At 68.4% G+C, this 22013-nt stretch carries 22 protein-coding genes; 11 read left to right on the plus strand and 11 right to left on the minus strand.

Going from position 1 to position 22013, the window contains the following annotated elements:
- Positions 1–3: 3 nt before the first annotated feature.
- From VKG81_RS15390 to VKG81_RS15400, 3 genes are all read right to left on the minus strand, one after another.
- Positions 4–1260, minus strand: coding sequence for a threonine/serine exporter family protein (locus tag VKG81_RS15390; RefSeq protein WP_324397355.1), 1257 nt, complete (start codon positions 1258–1260; stop codon positions 4–6).
- Positions 1261–1291: 31 nt separating this feature from the next.
- Positions 1292–1636: a ferredoxin gene (gene fdxA / locus VKG81_RS15395; protein ID WP_324397357.1), complete on the minus strand. Its 345-nt coding sequence runs from the start codon at positions 1634–1636 to the stop codon at positions 1292–1294.
- A gap of 82 nt (positions 1637–1718) precedes the next feature.
- Positions 1719–2939, minus strand: coding sequence for a CaiB/BaiF CoA-transferase family protein (locus VKG81_RS15400; RefSeq protein WP_324397359.1), 1221 nt, complete (start codon positions 2937–2939; stop codon positions 1719–1721).
- Positions 2940–3040: 101 nt separating this feature from the next.
- Between VKG81_RS15400 and VKG81_RS15405 the strand changes: the two genes are divergently transcribed.
- The 11 genes from VKG81_RS15405 to VKG81_RS15455 are packed head-to-tail and all read left to right on the plus strand — an operon-like array spanning position 3041 to position 13569.
- Positions 3041–3481, plus strand: coding sequence for an OB-fold domain-containing protein (locus tag VKG81_RS15405; RefSeq protein ID WP_324397361.1), 441 nt, complete (start codon positions 3041–3043; stop codon positions 3479–3481).
- Positions 3478–4605 (plus strand): thiolase family protein, encoded by a 1128-nt coding sequence (locus VKG81_RS15410; protein ID WP_324397363.1) that lies wholly within the window; start codon positions 3478–3480, stop codon positions 4603–4605. The genes VKG81_RS15405 and VKG81_RS15410 overlap by 4 nt, the downstream gene beginning before the upstream one ends.
- A gap of 13 nt (positions 4606–4618) precedes the next feature.
- Entirely contained in the window at positions 4619–5482 is an 864-nt protein-coding gene (locus VKG81_RS15415) for a mycofactocin-coupled SDR family oxidoreductase (protein ID WP_324397365.1), read from the plus strand.
- A gap of 33 nt (positions 5483–5515) precedes the next feature.
- Entirely contained in the window at positions 5516–5848 is a 333-nt protein-coding gene (locus VKG81_RS15420) for a hypothetical protein (protein ID WP_324397367.1), read from the plus strand.
- Between the two features lie 53 nt (positions 5849–5901).
- On the plus strand, positions 5902–6840 hold the full coding sequence (locus VKG81_RS15425) for a thiamine pyrophosphate-dependent dehydrogenase E1 component subunit alpha (protein WP_324397420.1): 939 nt from the start codon (positions 5902–5904) through the stop codon (positions 6838–6840).
- An 11-nt stretch (positions 6841–6851) separates the two neighbouring features.
- Complete coding sequence (locus tag VKG81_RS15430) at positions 6852–7856, plus strand: alpha-ketoacid dehydrogenase subunit beta (protein ID WP_324397369.1); 1005 nt, start codon at positions 6852–6854, stop codon at positions 7854–7856.
- Complete coding sequence (locus VKG81_RS15435; protein ID WP_324397371.1) at positions 7849–8085, plus strand: lipoyl domain-containing protein; 237 nt, start codon at positions 7849–7851, stop codon at positions 8083–8085. The genes VKG81_RS15430 and VKG81_RS15435 overlap by 8 nt, the downstream gene beginning before the upstream one ends.
- Before the next feature lie 8 nt (positions 8086–8093).
- Positions 8094–8954, plus strand: a complete 861-nt coding sequence (locus tag VKG81_RS15440) for an enoyl-CoA hydratase-related protein (protein ID WP_324397373.1) — start codon at positions 8094–8096, stop codon at positions 8952–8954.
- Positions 8955–8963: 9 nt separating this feature from the next.
- A complete protein-coding gene (locus VKG81_RS15445) occupies positions 8964–10496 on the plus strand; it encodes an acyl-CoA synthetase (RefSeq protein WP_324397375.1) in 1533 nt (510 codons plus the stop codon).
- 29 nt (positions 10497–10525) lie between these two features.
- A complete protein-coding gene (locus VKG81_RS15450) occupies positions 10526–11869 on the plus strand; it encodes an aromatic ring-hydroxylating dioxygenase subunit alpha (protein ID WP_324397377.1) in 1344 nt (447 codons plus the stop codon).
- The gene (locus VKG81_RS15455; protein WP_324397378.1) at positions 11866–13569 is read left to right on the plus strand and encodes an FAD-binding protein; all 1704 of its coding nucleotides are present in this window, start codon (positions 11866–11868) and stop codon (positions 13567–13569) included. The genes VKG81_RS15450 and VKG81_RS15455 overlap by 4 nt, the downstream gene beginning before the upstream one ends.
- Here the strand turns inward: VKG81_RS15455 and VKG81_RS15460 are convergent.
- The 8 genes from VKG81_RS15460 to VKG81_RS15495 all read right to left on the minus strand — a co-directional run bounded on the left by VKG81_RS15460 (position 13566) and on the right by VKG81_RS15495 (position 22006).
- Positions 13566–14414 (minus strand): enoyl-CoA hydratase-related protein, encoded by an 849-nt coding sequence (locus VKG81_RS15460; protein ID WP_324397380.1) that lies wholly within the window; start codon positions 14412–14414, stop codon positions 13566–13568. The two genes, VKG81_RS15455 and VKG81_RS15460, sit on opposite strands and share 4 nt — an antisense overlap.
- 45 nt (positions 14415–14459) lie before the next feature.
- Positions 14460–16595, minus strand: coding sequence for a 3-hydroxyacyl-CoA dehydrogenase NAD-binding domain-containing protein (locus VKG81_RS15465; protein ID WP_324397382.1), 2136 nt, complete (start codon positions 16593–16595; stop codon positions 14460–14462).
- A 12-nt stretch (positions 16596–16607) separates the two neighbouring features.
- A complete protein-coding gene (locus VKG81_RS15470; protein WP_324397384.1) occupies positions 16608–17819 on the minus strand; it encodes an acetyl-CoA C-acetyltransferase in 1212 nt (403 codons plus the stop codon).
- 85 nt (positions 17820–17904) lie between these two features.
- Complete coding sequence (locus VKG81_RS15475) at positions 17905–18639, minus strand: hypothetical protein (protein ID WP_324397386.1); 735 nt, start codon at positions 18637–18639, stop codon at positions 17905–17907.
- Positions 18636–19676, minus strand: a complete 1041-nt coding sequence (locus VKG81_RS15480) for a VWA domain-containing protein (RefSeq protein ID WP_324397388.1) — start codon at positions 19674–19676, stop codon at positions 18636–18638. Before VKG81_RS15480 ends, VKG81_RS15475 begins: the two co-directional genes overlap by 4 nt.
- Positions 19673–20680: a hypothetical protein gene (locus VKG81_RS15485; protein WP_324397390.1), complete on the minus strand. Its 1008-nt coding sequence runs from the start codon at positions 20678–20680 to the stop codon at positions 19673–19675. The genes VKG81_RS15480 and VKG81_RS15485 overlap by 4 nt, the downstream gene beginning before the upstream one ends.
- Complete coding sequence (locus VKG81_RS15490) at positions 20671–21144, minus strand: hypothetical protein (protein WP_324397392.1); 474 nt, start codon at positions 21142–21144, stop codon at positions 20671–20673. The genes VKG81_RS15485 and VKG81_RS15490 overlap by 10 nt, the downstream gene beginning before the upstream one ends.
- Complete coding sequence (locus VKG81_RS15495) at positions 21134–22006, minus strand: DUF58 domain-containing protein (protein ID WP_324397394.1); 873 nt, start codon at positions 22004–22006, stop codon at positions 21134–21136. The genes VKG81_RS15490 and VKG81_RS15495 overlap by 11 nt, the downstream gene beginning before the upstream one ends.
- Between the last annotated feature and the right edge of the window lie 7 nt (positions 22007–22013).

Below are 22013 nucleotides of genomic sequence, written 5' to 3' on the forward strand. Positions count from 1 at the left end.
GCCCTAGAGCCCGGCCAGGGCGCGACGGGCCCGGGTGGCGAGCAACGCGTCGCGCGCATGCATCGGGACGACCAGGCCGATCGCCATCCCGGCCACCACCAGCGCCGCGACGGCGCCGTCCGAGGCCGTCGCCGCGAGCAGCGCGGGAGACGCGGTGCCGGGCAACTGGACCAGACCGCTGAGCATCCGGAAGACGTAGACGCCCGGCACCAGCGCGACCACGGCCGCGAACCCGATCGCCGCGAACGGCATGCGAAGAAGGTGGGCCACCGGGACCAACGCCACACCGACCAGCAGGCATGCCAGGAAGGCGGCCGTCGCCAGGCTCACGTGCCATGCCGACATCGCCCACCAATGCAGCCCGTGCGCCACCATCCCCACGGCGACCGGCCAGCCGATCATCCGGTACGGCATCGAGAAGTAGACCGGGTAGGAGGCGGCGGCCACGCCCGCGGCCAGCACGTCGGCATACAACGGAACGTAGGTGTCGGTGCCGGACACCGACAACGTCTGTCCGCCGAGGCGCAGCCCGATGATCAGGCCGGCCGCTATCGCGGCGAGGACCAGCACCGCATAGCCAAGCCGGGCGATCCCGAGCGTGATCCGCAGGGCCAGCAGATCCAGCGCCCCGTTGAGGACGTGCGGCCCGGGAACCAGCACCATGGCCGGGCAGACGGCCACCAATCCCGCCGCGGCTCCGAGGCTCAGATGCATGGCCACCGCACCGACAAGCCCGGCCACCGTGGCCGCGGCGAAGGCCTGGACGAGCATGCCGACGCCCAAGCGACCCAGCGCACGCCGGATCACACCGCCGACGGCGGCGCCCGCCGCCGCGAGCAGCACCACCTTAGGGTCGGCCGCGCCGAACACCACCGCCAGCGCGGCCGCACCGGTGGCGCACGCGACCGTGAAGGCGACTGTGTTGGAGATGCTTTCGGCGGCGGCGCCCGCCAGCTCCCGGTTGACGTCGTCGCGGTCCAGCGGGCCGTCCTCGGCCCGGTCGACGGTCCGCATAGCCGCCGACACCCGGCGCATGTTCACCGCGACCGGGGTGGCGGCCGCCACCCGCACCGGTGCGAGCGGGCCGCCACCGACCAGCAGCAGCGACGCCCACGACGGGATCAGGGTGGTGCGCACACCAAGGCCCTGATTAAGGCGATCCACCGCGATCATGGTCATCCCGGTCGACTGCCCGTTCTCGTGCAGCAGCGCAGCCGCCTTGATCACGGTGTCGAGGTCGTCGGCGTCGGGTTGCCTCACGGGCTCCATTGTCAGCCGGGCGGGCGCGTCCTCACTCGATTTGGGGCGGCAGGGCGGCGACCAGCGGCGTGTCGACCCCGACACGGCCCAGCTTTTCCGCGCCGCCCGGCGAACCCAGCGGTGCGTCCCGGCCCGGCAATGTCTCGCTGAAGAATGCGGCGTTGTCGGCACGGTACTGCCGTTGGTCTTCCGGCAGATCGTCTTCCCAGTAGATCGCCCCGACGCGGCACTCGAGCCGGCAGGCGCCGCAATCCACGCATTCGTCGGGATTGATGTACAAGGCGCGCGCACCCTCGTAGATGCAGTCGACCGGGCACACCTTCACGCAGGATTGTTCCGCCACGTCCACACAGGCCTTGCCGATCACATAGGTCATGGACCGCAATGTACCGGGCGGCGGCGGTCGAGAGCGGGAGCTGAAAGTCCCGTTTTCGGCGGGACTTATGGCCATGCGGGTCTCAGAGAATCGCTCCGAGGTCCTTTGCCTGTGAGATGTGGTCCCAGTCGACGCCGAGCTCGAGCAGGATCTCCTCGGTGTGCTGCCCATGCTCCGGGGCGCGCGCCGGGGCGGGCGGAGTTTCGCCGAATTGAACGGGCGCGGCAACTATCCGGTATTCCTCGCCGTGGTCGTCGACATTCGTCACCACATATCCGTTCGGCTCGACCTGCGGGTCATGAAGGGTTTCCCGCGGCGTCGCCAGCGCGCCCCACACACCCGGTTCGTCTTCGAGCACCTTCTGCCAGTGCGCGAGGTCACGGCCGGCGAACACATTCGCGATGATCGCCGTCGCCTCGGCGGCGTTGGCGATCAGGTTGCCCGACGGGACGAACCGCTCGTCGGTGGCCAGCTCGCGGAGACCGATGCGCTCGCAAAAGCCGGCCCAGAACTTGTCGGGCTGCAGAAAGACCAGCTGAATCCACCTGCCGTCCCTGGTTTTGTACCGATTCACGAGTGGGTTGATGGCCAACCCGGGCGGTGCCCCCGGAATGCCGTCGATGCCGAAGAAGTCGGCCGCCGAAATCGACGGGGCGATGGCCCACATCGCCTGGGCGAGCAGCGAGGAGTCGACGATGGTCGGCTCGCCGGTGCGTTCGCGGTGAAACAGCGCGGCACACACCCCACCGGCGAGTGTCGCGCCGCCCTGCAGGTCGCCGAATCCCGGACCCTGGACAGCGGGAACCTCGCTCCCGAACGGTGTGAGCGTGTATGCCACCCCGCCGCGCGCCAGGTACGTGGCCGCGTCGAACCCGCCCCGATCGCGATCCGGGCCGCGCACCCCCAGGCCGGTTCCCCGCGCGACGATGATCCCGGGGTTGAACGCACGGATGTCCTCGACGGTCAGCCGCGCCCGCTCCAGCGCGCCGGGCAGCCAGTTGGTCAGGAACACGTCCGCGCTGGCCAACAGCCGCCCGAAGAGGTCTCGACCCGTTTCGGATTTGATGTCGATCGCGATGCTGCGCTTGCCGCGGTTGCCCAGCTCGAGGATGAAGTCGGCGTCGACGCGGGCCGCGTCGCGGGTGAAGCCGCCGATGACCAGCGCCCGCCCGGGATCGCCCGAGCTCACGCCCTCCACCTTGATGACGTCGGCGCCCCAGTCGGACAGTGCGGCACCAGCCGACGGCACATATGTCCACGATGCCAGCTCGACAACCCGGACGCCGCTGAGCACGCCTGACATCGCGATCCTCCGTTTCTTGCTATTTTAGATATTCTAGCTACTCTCAGGGATACGGTTAGCCGGGCTGCCGCCACCGCGCAGTTTTTCGTGGAAGAGATGCGATGGAGCCGAACGTTCGTCCGGTCCCGATCCCCGACGCGGTGAGCGCGTTCTACTGGGACAACGCCAAAGTCGGTCGATTGACCGTCCAGGGTTTCGAGGGAACCGACGTCCTGCAGCATCCGCCCAGCCCGGTGCCGGAGGTGCCCGGCGGTGCCGACGCGAGACCCGTCGCGGTGGAGGTCAGCGGCCGCGGGACTCTGTTCGCGTTCACGATCCTGCGTCAGCCGTTTCACCCCGGCTTCCTGGATGCGATGCCGCTGATCATCGGGCTCACCGAACTCGACGACGCACCCGGGGTGCGGATCCTGACCAACGTCGTCGACGCCGAGCCCGGCGAACTGCGGTGCGGGCTGCCGATGGAAGTCGTGTTCGAACGCCGCGGAGACTTCGCGCTGCCGCAGTTCCGGCCGGCTCGCGAGGCGACTGGGGCGGCTGAATGACCACGCCGGCCGTGGTGGGTGTCGGCTATTCGCAAATTCGCCGGGATAAGGGCATCGACGGGCGACCACTGGCGGTCGGGGCGTCGCGGGCCGCCATCGCCGACGCCGGCCTGACCGTCCGCGACATCGACGGGGTGTTCGAGTACGCCGGCGACGAGTCGGCCAACGACATGGCCCGGCTGCTCGGTATCGAAAACCTGGCGGTCTACAGCGATTACACGCCGCGCGGCCCGTCCGGTCTCGCCGCGGCCCTCGGCGCGCACATGGCGGTGCTGTCCGGAGCGTGCGACGTGGCGCTGGTGGTGCGTTCGGTGACCCGGGAATGGGGCCAGATGAGCGGGCGGGCCCTGCCCCAGGCGGCGGGTCCGTGGCAGTGGGAGTTCCCGTACGGCGTCGCCGGCGGAATCATCCCGGTGATGGGGATGAAAAAGCAGCGGCGCATGGCCACGCTGGGCACCAAAGACGAAGACTACGGCCGGATCTCGCTCAACGGGCGACGCTGGTCGTCGCTCAACGATCGTGCCGTCATGCGGGAGCCATTGACCATCGACGACTACCTCTCGTCCCGCTACGTCTCCGAGCCGCTGCGGCTGCTCGATTGCGACTATCCGGTGACGGGCGCGTGCGCGGTCGTCATCACCACCGCCGACAGGGCCGCGGACGCGCCGAAGCGCCCGGTCTGGATCGATGCGATCGCGATGGGGACCGGGTGGAAACCGGATTTCACCTACACCGACGACTTTCTGTTCGGCGGCACGCTGCGGTGCGCGGAAACGATGTGGAAGCGCTCGTCGGTCACCGTCGCCGACGTCGACGTCGCCGAGCTGTACGACGGCTTCACGCACGTCGCCATGGCGTGGGTGGAGGCGATGGGCTTCTGTCAGGTCGGGGAATTCGGGCAGTGGGTCGACGGCGGCACGACCATCGGTCCCGGCGGGGCCTTACCGATGAACACCAGCGGCGGACAGCTCGCCGAGGGACGGCTGCACGGCCTGGGCTTCCTGGCCGAGGGTGTCGCGCAACTGCGCGGTGAGTGCGGGACGCGTCAGGTGCCCGATGCGCGGGTCGCGGTGGTCGCGAACGGCTTCGGGCCCCAGTGCGCGTCGTTGGTGTTGACAGTGTGAGAAAGGACCGGCCATGGGCAGGGTGACGGGCAAGGTGGCGCTGATCAGCGGGGCCGCGCGCGGTCAGGGGCGTTCGCACGCGCGGATGCTGGCCGCGGAGGGCGCCGACATCATTGCGGTGGACATGTGCGCAGACATCGAAACCAACGAGTACCCGCTGGCCCGGCCGGAGAATCTCGACGAGACCGGCCGGCTCGTCGAGAAGGAGGGCCAGCGCGCGTTCACGGCGGTCGCCGACGTTCGCGACCGCGCCGCGCTGGCCGCCGCGATCGATCAGGGCGTCGCCGAGTTCGGCCATCTCGACGTCGTGGTCGCCAACGCCGGCATCGCCCCGCTGACCGCGGGCCTGCCGCCACAGGCGTTCGCCGACGCCGTGGACGTCGACCTGATCGGGGTGATCAACCTCGTGCACGCGAGCCTCAAACACCTGCAGGCCGGCGCCTCGATCATCGCGACGGGATCGGTGGCGGCGTTCATGGCGTCGATGAACACCAGCGGTATCGACGGCGGCCCCGGCGGGGCCGGGTACGCCTTCGCGAAACAGGTTGTCGCCCACTATGTCAACGACTTCGCGTTGCAGCTGGCCCCCAAGTTCATCCGGATGAACGCGATCCACCCGACGAACTGCAACACCGACATGTTGCACAGTCCGCCGATGTACCGAGCCTTCCGGCCCGACCTGCCGAACCCGACCCGCGACGACGCCGAACTGTCGTTCCCGGTGATCCAGGCGATGCCGATTCCCTACGTCGAACCCGAAGACATCAGTGAGGCCGTGGTGTTCCTCGCCTCGGACGCCGCCCGCTACATCACCGGCCAGCAGCTCCGCGTCGACGCCGGAGGCTTTCTCAAGGTCAAGCCCTGGTCGGGCGCGTGACGCGGGAGCAATTGCACTGCCGGGGAGGTGAGCATGCCCAGAGGGATCATGTACGTGGAGACGATGCCGGTGTCGGGCGATGAGGAGGCGGACTACCACGAGTGGTACAACGACACCCATCTGGCGGAGATCGTCTCCGTCGAGGGGATCGTTTCCGCGCGCCGCTTCGCGCCGATAGACGGGAACGGGCCGTTCATCGCGATCTACGAGCTCGATTCCGACGATCTGGCCGGCGCCGTGGCGCGCCTGGCAGCGCTGGGCCGAAGCGGGCAGATGTCCTCGTTGGAGCACCTGCAGCTCGACCCGCCACCCGTCACCCGCGTCTACCGGGAGATCGCTTCGTACCCACCGGAATCCGCGCAGTGAACGCCACCGGGGCCACTGCGCCGCCGGACGTTGCGCGGCGCATCTACGCGTTGATGGTGCTGATGAAGGCCGCGGACGACCGGCTCAGCAAGGGCATAGCCACCGGCGAGTTCATGTGCGTGTACTGGCCCTCTCGTGGGCAGGAGGCGATCGCCGCCGCGATGGGTGTCTCGCTGCGCGACGACGACCAGCTGGTGACGACCTACCGCGGGCTGCACGACCTCATCGGCAAGGGCGTCCCGCTCGAAGAGATCTACGGCGAGATGATGGGTCGCAGCGTCGGCGCGAGCCGCGGCAAGGGCGGCACCATGCACATCGCCAAGCCCGACAAGGGGGTGATGCTCTCGACCGGGATCGTCGGCGCCGGACCCCCGGTGGGCGTCGGGCTGGCAATGGCGGCGAAACGCAAGGGACTCGACCGCGTCACGGCGGTCAGCTTCGGAGACGGTGCGACCAACACCGGCTCCTTCCACGAAGCGGCCAACATGGCCGCGCTGTGGGATCTGCCGATCGTGTTCGTGTGCCAGAACAACCTCTACGCGGAGATGACGCCCACCAAGGACACGATGAAGCTCGAGCACGTCGCCGAGCGGGCGGCCGGCTACGGCATGCCGGGGGTTCGCGTCGACGGCAACGACCCGCTGGCCGTGGCATCCGCGCTCGACGACGCGCTGCGGCGGGCACGCCACGGCGACGGCCCCACATTCATCGAGTGCGTGACGTTCCGCTTGCGTGGCCACTACTTCGGTGACCGGATGCGCTACATCCCGAAGGACCAGCTGGCCACCGCAATGGCGGCCGACCCGGTGCCGCGGTTCCGCAGGCAGGTCGCCGCCGCCGGCATCTGCGCCGAAGACGAACTCAACCGCATCGAGAACGACGCCCTCGACACGGTGGAAGCGGCGTTGACGGCGGTCATCAGCGCAGATCCGCCGCCGATCGAGGAACTCGATCGCGACGTCTACGCACACCCGATCACGTTCCCGGGGTGAGGGAGCCGCACATGGACGAGAAAGAGATGACCATGCGCGAGGCGCTGAACCTCGCGCTGGATCAGGCCCTTCAGGCCGACGAGAGGGTGTTCCTGCTCGGTGAGGACATCGCCGATCCCGGCGCGTCCGGCCCGACCGCGGGGCTGTCGACCAAGTACGGCTGCGACCGGGTGCTGGACACACCCATCTCGGAAGCCGCGATCGTCGGCGCGGCGATCGGCGCGGCGATAGACGGTCTCCTGCCGGTGGCCGAGATCATGATCATGGATTTCATCGGCATCGCCGCCGACCAGATGATCAACAACGCCGCCAAGCTGCGATTCATGACGGGCGGGCGGACAACCGCTCCGATCACCGTCCGCACCCAGGTGTACGGCGGGCTTGCCACCGGTGCGACACACTCGCAGACCCTCGAGGCCTGGTTCATGCACATTCCCGGGATGAAGGTGATCGTGCCCTCCACCCCGCGCGACGGCAAGGGGCTACTGACCTCGGCGATCTTCGACGAGGATCCGTGCCTGTTCGTCGAGACGATCCGGCTGCAGAGCCAACGCGGTTGCGTTCCGACCGATCCCGGGTTCTCGATTCCCCTCGGTCGCGCCGACATCAAGCGGGCGGGCACCGACGTGACCCTGATCAGCTACGGGCGCAGTGTGCACGACGCACTCGCGGCGGCGACGACGCTGCAGGAGCAGGGCGTGAACGCCGAGGTCGTCGATCTGCGCACACTCGTGCCACTCGACGTCGAGACGATCGTCGGGTCGGCCCGCCGTACCCGACGAGTCGTGGTGGTGCACGACGCGGTCCAATTCGGCGGCCCGGGAGCCGAGATCGCCGCGATACTGCAGTCCGAGCTGTTCGGCGACCTCGCCGCCCCCATCGAACGGGTGGGCGCCAGGTTCGTCCCCGCCCCGGCCGCGCCGGCGCTCGAGGCGCAGGTATACCCGTCGCCGGCACGGATCGTCACGGCCGCCCAACGCACGTTCCGACAACCCGCGGCAAGCACGCATGGGTGAGTTCGTCATTCGCATCCCGCGGGTCTCGGTCGCCGTGTCGGAAGCCGAACTCGTCGAACTGCTCGTCGAGAACGGCCACCACGTCGCGGAAGGCACGCCGCTCTACGTCATCGCCACCGAGAAGGCGGAACAGGCGGTCGAGGCCGGTGCATCGGGCACCGTGCAATGGACCGGCGAAGTCGGCGCCAGCTACGACATCGGCGTCGAGATCGGCGTGATCAAGTCATAGGAGAGGGTATGGATCTGAACGAGACCCGCGAGCGGACCATCTACGAAAAACGCGGAGCGATCGCGCGCGTCACGCTGAACTGGCCCGAGAAGGCCAACGCCCAGGACCAGAAGCTTGTCGAGGAGGTCGACGCCGCACTCCTGGACGCCGACCGCGACTACGACATCAAGGTCCTGATCCTGAAGGCCAACGGCAAGGGCTTCTGCTCGGGACACGCCATCGGCGACAACGCGCGCGACTATCCGGCGTTCGTCGAGGGCTTCAAGGCGATGGGCACGCCGTGGAAGCCGCAGACCGACCTGTTCGTCAAGCCGACCATGAACCTGTGGGAGTTCTCCAAGCCGACGATCGCGCAGGTCCACGGCTACTGCGTCGGTGGCGGCACCCACTACGGGCTGACCACCGACATCGTCATCGCGTCCGACGACGCCTACTTCCAGTACCCGCCCCTGCAAGGGTTCGGCATGCCGTCGGGTGAGTGCTCGATCGAGCCGTGGGTCTTCATGAACTGGCGGCGTGCCGCCTATTACCTCTACCTCGCGGAGGTCATCGACGCCCAGAAGGCGCTGGCCGTCGGCCTGGTCAACGAGGTGGTTCCGCGCGCGGAACTCGACGCGCGCGTCGATGCGATCGCCCGCCACATCGCGCAGGCCCCGTTGACCACGCTGCTGGCGACCAAGGCGAACCTCAAGCGGGCGTGGGAGCTGATGGGCATGCGCGTGCACTGGCAGAGTTCCAACGACCTGGTCGCCCTCGCGTCCGTAAGCTCCGACGTGCAGGCCCTGGTACAGCAGGTGCTGCAAGGCAAGATCAAGCCCGCGGAGATGGCGCGCCGCCAGGCCACGGCGGCTGAGTCCGCCGACGCGTAGGGCCCGCGGGTGAACATCGCCGACCACGCGAGAGGCGCGGCGCACACCCCGGTGCTGATCGCCGGGGACGGGCAGGCCATCTCCTACGGCGAGTTGCACACCAGAAGCCAACGTGTCGCCGCGTTCCTGCACGAGGCGGGGCTGCGCCGAGGCGACGGCGTCGCCATCGTGCTGCCGAACCGGCCCGAATTCCTGGAAGTCGCCTGGGGGTGCCAGCTTTCCGGCCTGTACTACACGCCGGTCAACACGCACCTCACCGTCGAGGAGGTCGCCTACATCGTCGCCGACTGCGAGGCGCGGGCATTGTTCGTCGACTCCTCGATGGCCGAGCTGGGGTCGCTGATCCCCGACGGCCCGGGGTCGCTGCGGGTTCTCGTCGGCGTCGGCGGGCCACTGCCGGGGTGGCGCTCATACGAGGACGCCCTGACCGCCGCCGGCCACGCTCCGCCGGCGTCCGACGGCAGCGAGATGCTCTACTCGTCGGGCACCACCGGGAGGCCCAAGGCGGTGCGCCGCCCCCTTCCCGCCGAGAACGGCTCGTGGGCGCAGGCGGTCCTGGAGTTGGCGCTAACACGCCGCTACGGCATGAACCGGTCGAGCGTGTACCTGTCCCCCGCGCCGCTCTACCACGCCGCCGGGGTCAACTACACGATGGCCGTCAACCGCGTCGGCGCCGCGTCGATCATCATGGGCAAGTTCGACGCCGAGACCGTCCTTGCGCTGATCGAGGCCCACCGGGTCACACACGCCCAGTTCGTGCCGACGATGTTCGTGCGAATGCTCAAGCTGCCCGAGGCGGTCCGCCAACAATATGACGTCTCGAGCCTCGAGTGCGTGCTGCACGCGGCCGCTCCGTGCCCCGTTGACGTCAAGCGCCGGATGATGGAGTGGTTCGGCCCCATCATTCACGAGTATTACGGGGGGACAGAGGGTTTCGCCGGCACCACGATCGGCCCCGAGGAGTGGCTCGCCCACCCCGGATCGGTCGGCAAGCCCCTCACCGCGGTGCAAATCGCCGGCGACGACGGAACCGAGCTACCCGTCGGCGAGTCGGGTGAGATCTACTTCGAGGGCGGCCCCGACTTCGAGTACTTCAAGGATCCCGCGAAGACCGCGTCGGTCCGCAACGAGCGCGGCTGGCGGACCCTGGGGGACGTGGGCTACGTCGACGACGACGGCTACCTCTACCTCACCGACCGGTCGACGTTCACGGTCGTCTCCGGCGGGGTGAACATCTACCCCCAGGAGGCGGAGAACCTCCTCGTCATGCATCCCAAGCTCACCGACGCGGCGGTGTTCGGCGTTCCGAACGACGAGTTCGGTGAGGAGGTCAAGGCTGTCGTGCAACCGGTTGACGGCATCACGCCCGGACCCGCCCTCGAGGCGGAGCTCATCGACTACTGCAGGGCTCACCTCGCCGCATACAAGTGCCCGCGCACGGTCGAGTTCGACCCGGAGTTGCCCCGTGACCCCAACGGCAAGCTCTACAAGCGGCGCATCCGCGAACGCTACTGGCAGGGACGGACGTCGCGGATCTTGTGACGTCGGGTGAATTGAGAGAGGTTGGCGACATGAGTTCACCGGTGCCGTGGGCGGTGGACACTCCGGACCGGATCCCGAAGCAGCGGTACTTCAGCCCGGAGTTCTACGCGCTGGAGACCGAGCTGTTCTGGCCACGCGTGTGGCAGATGGCATGCCGGCTCGAGGAGATCCCGAAGCCCGGCGACTTCGTGGAGTACGAGATCCTCGACCAGTCGATCGTCGTCGTGCGACTCGACGCCGACAACGTTCGCGCGTACCACAACGCATGCCGCCACCGCGGGGTAAAGCTCGTGGAGGGCAGCGGATCCCGGCGCAGCTTCGTGTGCCCGTTCCACGGGTGGTGTTGGGGCATCGACGGAGGCAACACCTTCGTCGCGCGCCCCGAGGTGTTCGCCGAGCACAACCTCTGCCCGGACGACCTTCGTCTGGTCTCCGTGAGGTGCGAGCTGTGGGGCGGGTGCGCGTGGATCAACCTGGATGACGGCGCTCCCGCGTTGCGCGAGTGCATCGAGCCGTTCGCGTCGGTCTACGACGCATGGAAGGTGGAGTCGCTGCGCACCGAGTGGTGGCAGTCGTGTCTGCTTCCGGTGAACTGGAAGCTGGCGACGGCGGCATTCATGGAGGGCTACCACGTCCCGCAGACCCATCCGCAGCTGCTGCCGTCGCGCGGGGGCTCGTCCGCGGCACGGGACGTCATCCAGGCAAGCCTGTACTTCATGCGGACGCTCGGCGAGGGGATGGGCGGCATGACCCACGAGAACGACATCCGCATCGCCGAGGGCCTGCAGAACATCGAGCTGCCGGCCGATCCGGGCGCCGCCACGGCCGCGTGGCGCGCCACCCTCAACGACGCGATCGCCGGCTGGCACCGGGCCCGCGGCTGCGACATGCCCGACCTCAACGACCTGGATCGTCGCGGCATCACCGACGCGATCGGGTTCTGCTTCCCGCACTATTTCCTGCTGCCCACGTTCAGCAGCGCCTCCTCGTACCGGATCCGTCCGCTCGGCCCCGAGGAGACACTGTTCGAGATCTGGTCGCTGACCCGTTTTCCGCCGGACCGTGCCCCGGGAAAGCCCACGCCGCCACAGCCGATGGCGCCGGACGACCCGCGCTGGCCACCCATCCCCGCACAAGACTTCTCCAACCTGCCGCGACAGCAGAAGGGGCTGCACTCCAGGGGATTCGAGTACATGCGGCTGTCGAACCAGATCGAAGGACTGATCTCGAACTTCGAACGCGTCGTCGACGGCTTCCTCGCCGGCTTGCCCCACGACACGCTGGTGCCGGCGATCCAGAAGACCAACACCACCATCGACGTGCCCGTCGCCGACCTCGGACTCAGCGAGCGCGTCACGCCGGAGGCCCGGTGACCGGCGGGTGGGACAAGTCCGTCGACCTGCTGATCGCGGGAAGCGGCGGAGGCGGAATGGTCGCGGCGCTCGCGGCGCTCGACTCCGGACTCGAACCGTTGGTCGTCGAGAAGCAACCCCTGGTCGGCGGGTCGACGGGGCTCTCCGGCGGAATCGTGTGGATACCCAACAACCCGTTGATGCGGGCCGAGGGCATAGCGGACTCGCACGAGGACGGTCTTGCCTACCTTGCCGACGTCGTCGGCGACGTCGGCGCACCGTCGTCACCGGAGCGGCGCGAGATGTTCCTCACCGCGGGCTACGAGATGATCAACTTCCTGCTCCGCAAGGGTGTTCGGCTCCAACGCTGCGCGGGCTGGAGCGACTACTACCCGAATCGCAAGGGCGGCAACGAGGCCGGCCGCGCCGTCGAAGGAATCCCGTTCGACGCCGCCGGGTTGGGGAGCTGGAGCGAGCGGGTCCAGCCGCCGCTGGCCAGGAACTACGGGTTCGTGGTGAAGACGAACGAGTTGCGCTCGGTGCAGTATTTCAACCGTGCGCCGCGGGCGTTCGCCGTGGCGTCGCGGGTGTTCCTGCGCACGGCGGCGGCGCGGATCCGGCGCCGTCAGGTCCTCACCAACGGTGCATCACTCATCGCTCAGATGCTCAAGGCGCTGATCGACCTCGGCGACGGCGAGCCCGCCCTGTGGACCAATGCCGCGATGGAGGACCTCATCGTCGAGGATGGCCGCATCGTGGGCGCGCGCATCGTCCGCGACGGCGCACCGCTTTGCGTCGAGGCACGAAAGGGAGTCCTGCTCGCCGCCGGTGGCTTCGGCCACAACGCGGACATGCGGCGCCGTTACAGCGGCGACCAGCCCAATGAGGCGCAGTGGTCGATCGCGAACTCCGGAGACACGGGCGAGGTGCTGCAGACCGCGATGCGCCTCGGCGCGAAAACCGACCTGTTGGACGAGGCCTGGTGGCTGCCGTCAGTTTTCATCGCCGGCGGCGGCACCGCCGCCGCGTCACTCGGCGTGGGGCGGCAGCGACCGGGGGCCATCTACGTCGACTCGGCCGGCCGGCGGTTCTGCAACGAGTCGAATTCCTACGTCGAGGTCGGCAAGGCGATGTACGCCAACAAGGCGGTGCCGTGCTGGATGATCTTCGACGAAGGCTACGTGCGCAGGTACGTGGCGGGCACCAACCCGCTGCGGCGTGGCCTGCCCGCCGACCTGATCGGAGGGGGCGGCGTCAAACGCGGCGACACCATCGGCGACCTCGCACGGCAGATCGACCTTCCGGCCGACGTGCTGGCGAGCACGGTCCGGCGCTTCAACCAGTTCGCGGTCAAGGGCCTGGACCCCGACTTCGGGCGCGGCCAGTCGGCCTACAACGACTGCCTGGGTGATCCCGGTCATCGGCCGAACGCCTCGGTCGGGCCGCTCGACCGTGCGCCGTACTACGCAACCAGGATCTACCCGGCCGACGTCGGAACGTGTGGCGGTGTGGTCACCAACGAGCACGCACAGGTCCTCGACGAGCACGACCGGGTGATCGACGGTCTCTACGCGACCGGCAACACCACCGCCACGGTGATGGGCCGAACGTATCCGGGCGCCGGCGCGAGCATCGCAAGCTCGATGGTGTTCGGCTACGTGGCGGCCCGCCACGCCGCGGGCCGGAAGGTCGCCGGCGAGATGAGCCGCCGAACCGACTAGCCGTCGGAGTCCGCGGGTTCGTCGCGACCGACGAAATCGCGTGGCTTCAAACCCGACTGCATCAGCTCCGCCCGCCGTGCCCGGACATCGGACGCCGCGCCGACCAGGTTGGTCAGGATGTGGCTGACCTGCAGGTGAACGCGCATTCCCATCAATTCCCAGGCCCGCTTGACGTTGTTCTTCACCGCCAGCAACGTGGTCAACGGGATCTGGGCGATCCTGCGCGCCATCTCCTCGACGACATCCTCGAGGTCGTCTCGCGGGACGACCCTGTTGAGAAGTCCCCAGTCGAGCGCTTCCTGTGCGCTGAGCGTCGGCGCCAGCAGGAGCCAGTCCATGGTGCGGTGCCAGTTCATCAACAACCACGGCTCGATCATGGTGTGCCCGCCGGGCTCGCCGAGGCTCTGCGCGAGCGGCATCTGGAAATACGCATCGTCGGACGCGACGCAGAAGTCCGTCAACAGGCCCAGATAGATCCCGCCCCCCACGCAGTAGCCATGGATCTGGGAGATCGTCGGCTTCGGGAACTCCCACAGGTACAGCGTCGGCCACAGGAACAGGTCGGCGGTGCCCTTGTAGAGCTCCTCGAACGTGGTGCCGAACTCCGGATAGGGGTTCTCGTCGGGACCCCAGCGCGCCACGTGCCCGCCGCAGAAGCCGTTGCCGTTGGCCTTGAGGATCACGACCTTGATGTCGCCGTCGCGGTCGGCCTCGTGCAGACAATCGTCGACTTCCCGCACCAGCTGCGAGTCCTTGGTGTTGGCCTTGTCGGCGCGGTTGAGGACGATCCGCGCAATCGGCGGTTCGCGCTCGTAGATGACCGCTTCGAGGATGCGCCGCTCCATGCCGGTGACCATACCCGCGGCCTCCGGTTACGCGCCCATCTCCGATCAGGAGGTCAGCGACTCCGGTGGGTTGAAACGGTCGCCGTACTTGGCGGCGAGCTCGCGGGCGCGGGACACGAAGCCCTGCTTGCCACCGGGGTAGCCGACGATGTACTGGGCCGTGCCACCCGTCCACGGCGGGAACCCGATGCCCATGATCGAGCCGATGTTCGCGTCGGCGGTCGACGTCAGCACACCCTCGTCGAGGCACTTCTGGGTCTCCAGCGCCTCCGCGAACAGCATCCGGTCGATCATGTCCTGCAGCGGCGGCTGTGAGGCACCCGACTTGAACGTCTCCCGCAACCCGGGCCAGAGCCGGGTGCGCCTGCCGTCGACGTACTCGTAGAAACCCTTGCCGCTCAACTTGCCCGGCCGGCCGAGTTCGATCATCTTGTTGACGACCTCCTCGGCGGGGTGAGGCACGTAGGTGCCGCCCGCGGCCTCCACGCCCTGGCGAGTGGCCTTGGCGATCTTCGCCATCAGCTCCATGTTGAGCTCGTCGGACAGCTGCAGCGGCGGCGCCGGGTAGCCGGCCTGGCTGCCGGCATGCTCGATGCTGGCCGGCTCCACGCCCTCGCCCAGCATCGCGATCGCCTCGTTGATGAACGTGCCGATCACCCGCGAGGTGTAGAAGCCGCGGCTGTCGTTGACGACGATCGGCGTCTTGCCGATCTGCATGGCCAGGTCGATCGCCTTGGCCAGCGCGGCGTCCGACGTCTTCTCGCCGCGGATGATCTCCAGCAGCGGCATCTTGTCCACCGGCGAGAAGAAGTGCAGGCCAATGAAATCCTCGACCCGCTGCACACCAGTGGCCAGCTCGGTGATCGGCAGCGTGGAGGTGTTGCTGCCCAGCAGCGCGTCGGGCGCCACCACCGGCTCGATCTCGGCGAACACCTTGTGCTTGAGCTCGACGGACTCGAACACCGCCTCGATCACCAGATCCGCACCGGCCGCGTCGGCCGCTTCGGCGGTCGGGTGGATGCGCGCAAGCAGCGCGTCGGAACGCTCCTGCGTCGTCTTGCCCCTCGAAAGCGCTTTGGCCTCAAGGTTTTCGGCATACTTCCTACCCTTGTCGGCCGCTTCGGCGCTGACGTCCTTGAGCACCACCTCGATGCCGGCCTTCGCGCAGACGTACGCGATCGCGGCGCCCATCATGCCGGCGCCGAGCACGGCAACCTTCTTGAACGTCGTCTTCTCGTAGCCCTGCGGGCGCGAGCCGCCGGAGGTGATGTGCTGCAGGTCGAAGAAGAACGCCTGGATCATGTTCTTGGCCACCTGGCCGGTGACCAGCTCGGTGAAGTAGCGGCTCTCGATGCGGCTCGCGGTGTCGAAGTCCACCTGGGCGCCCTCGACGGCGGCGTCCAGAATGGCCCGCGGTGCCGGCATCGGCGCACCCTTGAGCTGCTTTTTCAGCAGCGCCGGGAACGACGGCAGGATCGAGGCCAACCCCGGCGAACTCGGGGTGCCACCGGGCATCTTGTAACCCTTGGCGTCCCACGGCTGGGTGTGCGCGTCCGGGTTGGCCTTAATCCACGCCTTGGCGGCCGGCACGAGTTCCCCGACGGTCGGCACCACCTCGTCGATCAGGCCGATCTGGATGCCCTGCGCCGGCTTGAATCGGGTGCCCTGGCTCAGCACATTCATGAAGGCGTTCTGGATGCCGAACATCCGCACGGTGCGGGTGACACCGCCGCCGCCGGGCAGCAGACCCAACGTGACCTCGGGGAATCCGACAACCAGACCCTTGACGTCGGCCGCGATGCGGTGGTGACACGCCAGCGCGATCTCCAGGCCCCCGCCGAGGGCGGCGCCGTTGATGGCGGCGACCACCGGCTTGCCCAGCGTCTCAAGCGTGCGCAGATCCTTCTTCACCCGCTCGACAAGATCGAAGGCCTCCCCGGCGTTTTCGGGACCGAGGTTGATCATGCTCTTCAGGTCACCGCCGGCGAAGAAGGTGTTCTTCGCGCTGGTGATCACCACACCGGTGATCGAATCCTTCTCGGCGGCAAGGCGTTGCACCGCCTCGCCCATCGACTCGATGTAGTGCTCGTTCATCACGTTGGCCGACCCGGTCGGGTCGTCCAGCGTCAGCGTGACGATGCCGTCGGCGTCTTTGTCCCACTTGATCGTGTTCTCTGCCATTGGATCTCTTTCTCAGACTCGCTCGATGATGGTCGCCACACCCATGCCGCCGCCGATGCAGAGCGTGACCAGCGCGCGCCGGGCGTTGCGCCGCTCGAGCTCGTCGACCATCGTGCCGGTGATCATCGCGCCGGTGGCGCCCAACGGATGGCCCATCGCGATCGCGCCGCCGTTGACGTTGAGCTTCTCGTCGGGGATGTCGAGGTCCTTCTGGAACTTCAGCACCACCGAGGCGAACGCCTCGTTCAGCTCGAACAGGTCGATATCGTCGACGGTCAGACCCGCCCGATCCAGCACCTTGCGGGTGGCGGGGGTGGGCCCGGTCAGCATGATGACCGGGTCGGAACCGCTGGTGGCGGTGGCCACAACCCGCGCCCGCGGGGTCAACCCCTGCGACGTCCCCGCTCTTTCACTGCCGACGAGCACCAGCGCGGCGCCGTCGACGATGCCGGAACTGTTGCCGCCCGTGTGGACGTGGTTGATCTTCTCGACCCAGTGGTACTTCTGCAGCGCCACGTCGTCGAATCCGCCCATCTCGCCGATGCCGTCGAACGCGGTCTTGAGCTTGGCCAGGCCTTCCATCGTGGTGTCGGGCCGCATGTGCTCGTCGTGGTCGAGGATCACCAGGCCGTTCTGGTCTCGAACGGGCACGACCGATTTCGCGAAGTAGCCGCCCGACCAGGCCGCGGCCGCGTTCTGCTGCGACCGCAGCGCGTAGGCGTCGACGTCCTCGCGGGAAAAGCCCTCGATCGTGGCGATCAGGTCGGCCCCGATGCCCTGCGGGACGAACCCGATCGCGTAGTTGGTTTCCGGGTCGGTCGCCCACGCGCCGCCGTCGGAGCCCATCGGCACCCGGGACATCGACTCGACGCCGCCGGCGAGCACCAGGTCGTCCCAGCCGGAGCGCACCTTCTGCGCGGCGGTGTTGACGGCCTCCAGGCCGGACGCGCAGAACCGGTTGAGCTGCACGCCGCCGGTCGTATCGGGCAGGCCCGCGGCCAGCACCGCGGTGCGCGCGATGTCGCCGCCCTGATCGCCGACCGGCGAGACCACGCCGAGGATGACGTCGCTGATCAGGGTTTCGTCGAGATCGGGGTAGCGGCGACGGAGTTCGTCGATCAGGCCGGTGACGAGGTTGATCGGCTTGACCTCGTGCAGTGAGCCGTTCTTCTGCTTGCCGCGGGGTGTGCGGATCGCCTCGTAGATAAAAGCTTCTTCGGACATGACATTTCCCTCTTGGTCCGTTTTGTCTGGCGGTACGCCAGCCTAACAGGACCACAAACCAACCTGTTGGTTGGGCGCCGACATTTTACTCGCCGGGCTGCCCTGCCGAGTCGGAATTCGCCAAAGCTTCCTGCAGCCGGTCCAGCGGATTCCCGGCGCCGGGATCGAGCCGGAGCTCGGGAGCCGGCCCGCTGCCCGGGAGCTTGTCGGGGTTGATCTCAGGGCCAACCGCCGCGGATGGTGGCGGCGGAGGAGGTGGTGGGGGTGCAACAGGCTGCGGGGCCGGCGGCGGCGCGTGCAGGGCACGGATCTTGTCCGCCAGCCGGCCCGCGGCGTCGTTCCTGATCGCGCGGCGGGCCGGGTCGGGGTCGTTGTTCTGATCGAAGCAACCCACCGGAGCGTCCCTGACCAACGCGAGCGCGGCCAGGTAGCGCTGTTCGGCCTGGTCCGGCTTCCCGTCGCGGACGGCGAGATCGCCCTGCGTCTCCCGCACAAGCTCCGCGTTGACGCGCACCGGGCAGGATCGGGACGCCTCGGTGTGCGACAACAAGTCGCCGAAACGCGAATCCGCCTCGCTCAACGTGCCGTCCAGCGCGGCCAGATCACCCTTCGCGAACGCCGCGTTGTCAGGCGCGATGACATTGAGAAAAGACGTGGCCGAAATGTCGTCGCGCAGCGCGCCGACGTCGTGGCGGCCGAAGTCGGACACCGCCGCGTTGCCGGCGACCACGACCGAAATCATCTTGCAGGCGACCAACAACGCGACGATGACCATCGGCGCGGAGAGCAACAGCAAGCGTCGCCGCAGCCGGCGCCTCACGGCTCCACCACACGACTGGAGCGGAACTGCCGAATCGTCAGGCAGATCTCGATCAGGATCAGGGCCGCCGCGGCGAGGGAGAACACCCAATACAGTTCGACGGCTCCACCCGGGGCGGTGGCCGCCGGGGCGGTGGCCGACGGGACGGTCCCGCCGGCGTCGACTCCGGTGATCATCGGCGCGAGGCCCTGGGCGTTTTCCCGGTGGATGTACGGCACCCCGAGTTGAGCGGCGATCGCTTTCAGCGCCGGTTCGTTGATCGCCGAGTTCAGGGCACCGCCGGTCTGCGCATCGGCCGCATAGACCACCTCACCGTTGAGGACCGCCTGTGGGATCGGCCCCCCTGCCGGTGTTCCGTAGCCGAGCACGGCTCCGCCGGCCACCTTGGCGGATCCGAGATCGAAGCCGGCTTGCGGCGCCCGTGAGCCGCCGGCTCCCTCACCGAGATAAAACACCAGGCTCTGGGACCGGGGGAACTGGAACTGGGCCTGCTGCAGCTTGTAGCGCAGGACGTCGCTCGCGGCGGCGGCGTCGACTTGATACGTCGCGTCCGGTGAATCGGAGGTGTACGCCTGCAGCCCCGCGACCATCGCCCGGAGGCTCCACACGTCGTTCGACAAGGGCCAATCCAACGACGCCCGCGACGAGAACGAGATCAGCGCGAATCGGGCACGCGGGTATCGGTCGACGAGCGCGGCGATGTCGGTGCGGATGCCGGCCATCCGGGACGTGTCGGCACCGAAGTCCCCGACACGCGAATCGACCGACCGGTCGACGACGAGGAACACGTTGGCATCCGAGCCGCCGGCGGATGTCGCCGGCACCGGCCGGGCCTCGGCGGCCCCGAGACCGGGCCGTGCGGCGGCGATCACCAGGAGCAGCACGGCCGCGGTCAGCCCGGTCCAGCGCAGCACGCGGACGTAGCGTCTGGAACCGACGTGCCTGAGCGCCTCCCGCAGGGTCACCGCCCGGATCGCGGTCAGCGCGACCGCGACGCCGATCAAGACCACCGCGGGAAGAACGGGTTGGAAGCTCACCGCCGCAGCACCGCCAGCGATATGCACAACAGCACGGAAACCACGATGCCGCCGATCAGCGGCACATCCGGAGCGTCCACCGGGCGGTCCGCCCCGGTGACGACGGCCCTCGGCGGAGCGGCGCGGATCTCGTCGAGCGCGGCACCGACGCCGGGACCCGCGGCGTCATATGTCTCGAATCTGCCGCCGGTATCGGCGGCAATCGCGTGAAGGTCGGGGGCGTAGGCCTGGGTCACCACGTTGACCTGGACGCCGGCCGCCGCGGCCATGTCGCCGACCTGCTGAGCCGAGAACAGCGACGGGCGTTGCTCATCGGGTTGACGAATTTCGTTGGGGCCGAGATAAATCAACGACCGCCGATGATTGTTCCCGTCCTCGTTGGGCGGGAAGCCGGCCAGGCACAGCGCGAGAACATCGGCCGTGCTGCGTGCGTAGTCGACATAGTCCAGCGGTCGGGAGAACTCGCCGACCCCGGTCCGCAACTCGGCGAGCCGGCCCTCGTTGTCGGCGTCGACGTCCTGCTGCAGCGCAGCGAGCTTGGCGTAGCGGCTGAACTCGTCGGCCGCATACTGGTAGTCGCGGGTCAGCGGGACCACCCGCAGGCTCGGCGACGTCAACCCGATCCGCTGGGTGTCGAAGTTGACGGTGCGCCGGGAGAAGTAGTTCAGCAACCCGGCGGTGGCCGGGTCGGTGACCGGTGCGCCGACGCACAGCATGATGTCTTCGGGATGCGCCGCATCGAAGCTGCGAAGCCCGGCCGGGCGGGAGCTCGTCAGCAGCGCCTGCAGAAAGAGAATCACCAGCAGCACGACCATCAACAGCATCGAGAGGAACTGAAGGCGCACAGCGCGGACGTATTCCGGCAATCGGGTGAGCCGGTCGACGTGCGCGAGCGGACGCAGGCGACGGCGGAGGCTGCCCATCGGCAACAATGCGGCCAGGGCGACACCGATTGCCAGACAAACCAATCCAGCCAGCGCAACCGGCCACCATGTCAACTCCACGACCGGATCAACTCCTCGGCCTCTTGGCCAACGCCGTTGACGTCGACGCGGGAGCCGGTGTTGAACCGGGCGTCGTCGAGAGCACACAACACCGGCGCGACCGATGCCAGGTCGCTGTCCTGCATCTCGGTGACGTGCAGGTAGTGCGCGCGCGCACCGGTCGTCACGGCAAGGAAGCTGCGCAGGGTGCGTCTCATCACCGCGGCGGACTGCGCCGCCGACAGCTCACCGGCCCGGTAGCCCTCGCGGGCCGCGCGGATGGAGCCGGCGAACTTGCGCCGGACCAGCCGGCCATGGAGGGTCCGAACCAACGGGATCCGCCGCAATCGCTGCGGCGGCATGGTCCAGACCACAACGCCCGCGCACCAGACGACGACCGCCACCGCAACCGCCACCCCGGCGACAAGCCACCACCACGAGTAGGGGTCCGGGCCGCCGAGGTAGCGGAGCAGGTCACCCGGCACGGCTGAAAACCTCCGTCATCTCAACGATTCTGGTGCGGATCTCACTGCTGGCGCGGATCTTCGTGTACGGCACCGCATGGGACGTCAGCAAGGCGTCGAGTCGCCGGGCACGAGCCTGTTCGGCACGGCGATACGCGGCGACGACGCGCTTGTCGAGGGTCGCGCCGCCGAGCACGAATCTGCCGGTGCTCACGTCGTAGCCGTCCAGTTCACCCTCGCCGGAGCCGACGGCCGGGGTGTCCGAAACCATCGCCCACATCACGTCGTGGCGCCCCGACAGCTGCTGGAGCGCGGCTTCGAGGCGACGGTCGACGTCGGGCTCGTCGGAGACCACGACAATGAGCATGCGTTGTCGGTGCCCGGTTGCGGCATAAGCCAATTGAGCGACGATATCGCTGGCACCGGGGCGCGAGAGGGTGTGGCGGTAGAAGCGGTCCAGCAGGCTTTCGATGTGGCTTTCCCCGCGCCGGTTGCGGATGTTGACCGACCCGCGGGAATCGCCGTAGACCATGCCGATCTGGTCGGAGCGGCCCAGCGTGATCAGCCCGATGGCGCCCATCACGGCGACCGCGACGTCGCGTTTGACTTCTCCGCCCGGCGCCAGCGCCGACATGTTGCGCCCGGCGTCGGCCACCAGCAGGACCTTGTGGTGCTTCTCGGTGACGAACCGTTTGATCAGCACCGTGCCGGAGCGAGCCGACGCCTTCCAGTCGATGTCGCGAACGTCGTCGCCGGGTACGTACGGCCTCAGCTCGTCGAAATCGAGCGTGCGGGTGTGCAGCAGCGCGTAGCGGCCGCCCTCCAACAGTCCGCGCGTCTCGGTGCCGAAGTAGGTCTTGGCCCGGTTGAGGTGCTTACCCACGACCGCC

This window comes from Mycobacterium sp. (assembly GCF_035314905.1).
In the GTDB taxonomy this organism is placed as follows: Bacteria; Actinomycetota; Actinomycetes; order Mycobacteriales; family Mycobacteriaceae; genus Mycobacterium.

Excerpts from the sequence above, each read along its gene's own strand:
- fdxA (WP_324397357.1), bottom strand. The coding sequence starts at position 1,636 with ATGACCTATGTGATCGGCAAGGCCTGTGTGGACGTGGCGGAACAATCC.
- VKG81_RS15400 (WP_324397359.1), bottom strand. The coding sequence starts at position 2,939 with ATGTCAGGCGTGCTCAGCGGCGTCCGGGTTGTCGAGCTGGCATCGTGG.
- VKG81_RS15405 (WP_324397361.1), top strand. The coding sequence starts at position 3,041 with ATGGAGCCGAACGTTCGTCCGGTCCCGATCCCCGACGCGGTGAGCGCG.
- VKG81_RS15410 (WP_324397363.1), top strand. The coding sequence starts at position 3,478 with ATGACCACGCCGGCCGTGGTGGGTGTCGGCTATTCGCAAATTCGCCGG.
- VKG81_RS15415 (WP_324397365.1), top strand. The coding sequence starts at position 4,619 with ATGGGCAGGGTGACGGGCAAGGTGGCGCTGATCAGCGGGGCCGCGCGC.
- VKG81_RS15420 (WP_324397367.1), top strand. The coding sequence starts at position 5,516 with ATGCCCAGAGGGATCATGTACGTGGAGACGATGCCGGTGTCGGGCGAT.
- VKG81_RS15425 (WP_324397420.1), top strand. The coding sequence starts at position 5,902 with ATGGTGCTGATGAAGGCCGCGGACGACCGGCTCAGCAAGGGCATAGCC.
- VKG81_RS15430 (WP_324397369.1), top strand. The coding sequence starts at position 6,852 with ATGGACGAGAAAGAGATGACCATGCGCGAGGCGCTGAACCTCGCGCTG.
- VKG81_RS15435 (WP_324397371.1), top strand. The coding sequence starts at position 7,849 with ATGGGTGAGTTCGTCATTCGCATCCCGCGGGTCTCGGTCGCCGTGTCG.
- VKG81_RS15440 (WP_324397373.1), top strand. The coding sequence starts at position 8,094 with ATGGATCTGAACGAGACCCGCGAGCGGACCATCTACGAAAAACGCGGA.
- VKG81_RS15450 (WP_324397377.1), top strand. The coding sequence starts at position 10,526 with ATGAGTTCACCGGTGCCGTGGGCGGTGGACACTCCGGACCGGATCCCG.
- VKG81_RS15460 (WP_324397380.1), bottom strand. The coding sequence starts at position 14,414 with ATGGAGCGGCGCATCCTCGAAGCGGTCATCTACGAGCGCGAACCGCCG.
- VKG81_RS15465 (WP_324397382.1), bottom strand. The coding sequence starts at position 16,595 with ATGGCAGAGAACACGATCAAGTGGGACAAAGACGCCGACGGCATCGTC.
- VKG81_RS15470 (WP_324397384.1), bottom strand. The coding sequence starts at position 17,819 with ATGTCCGAAGAAGCTTTTATCTACGAGGCGATCCGCACACCCCGCGGC.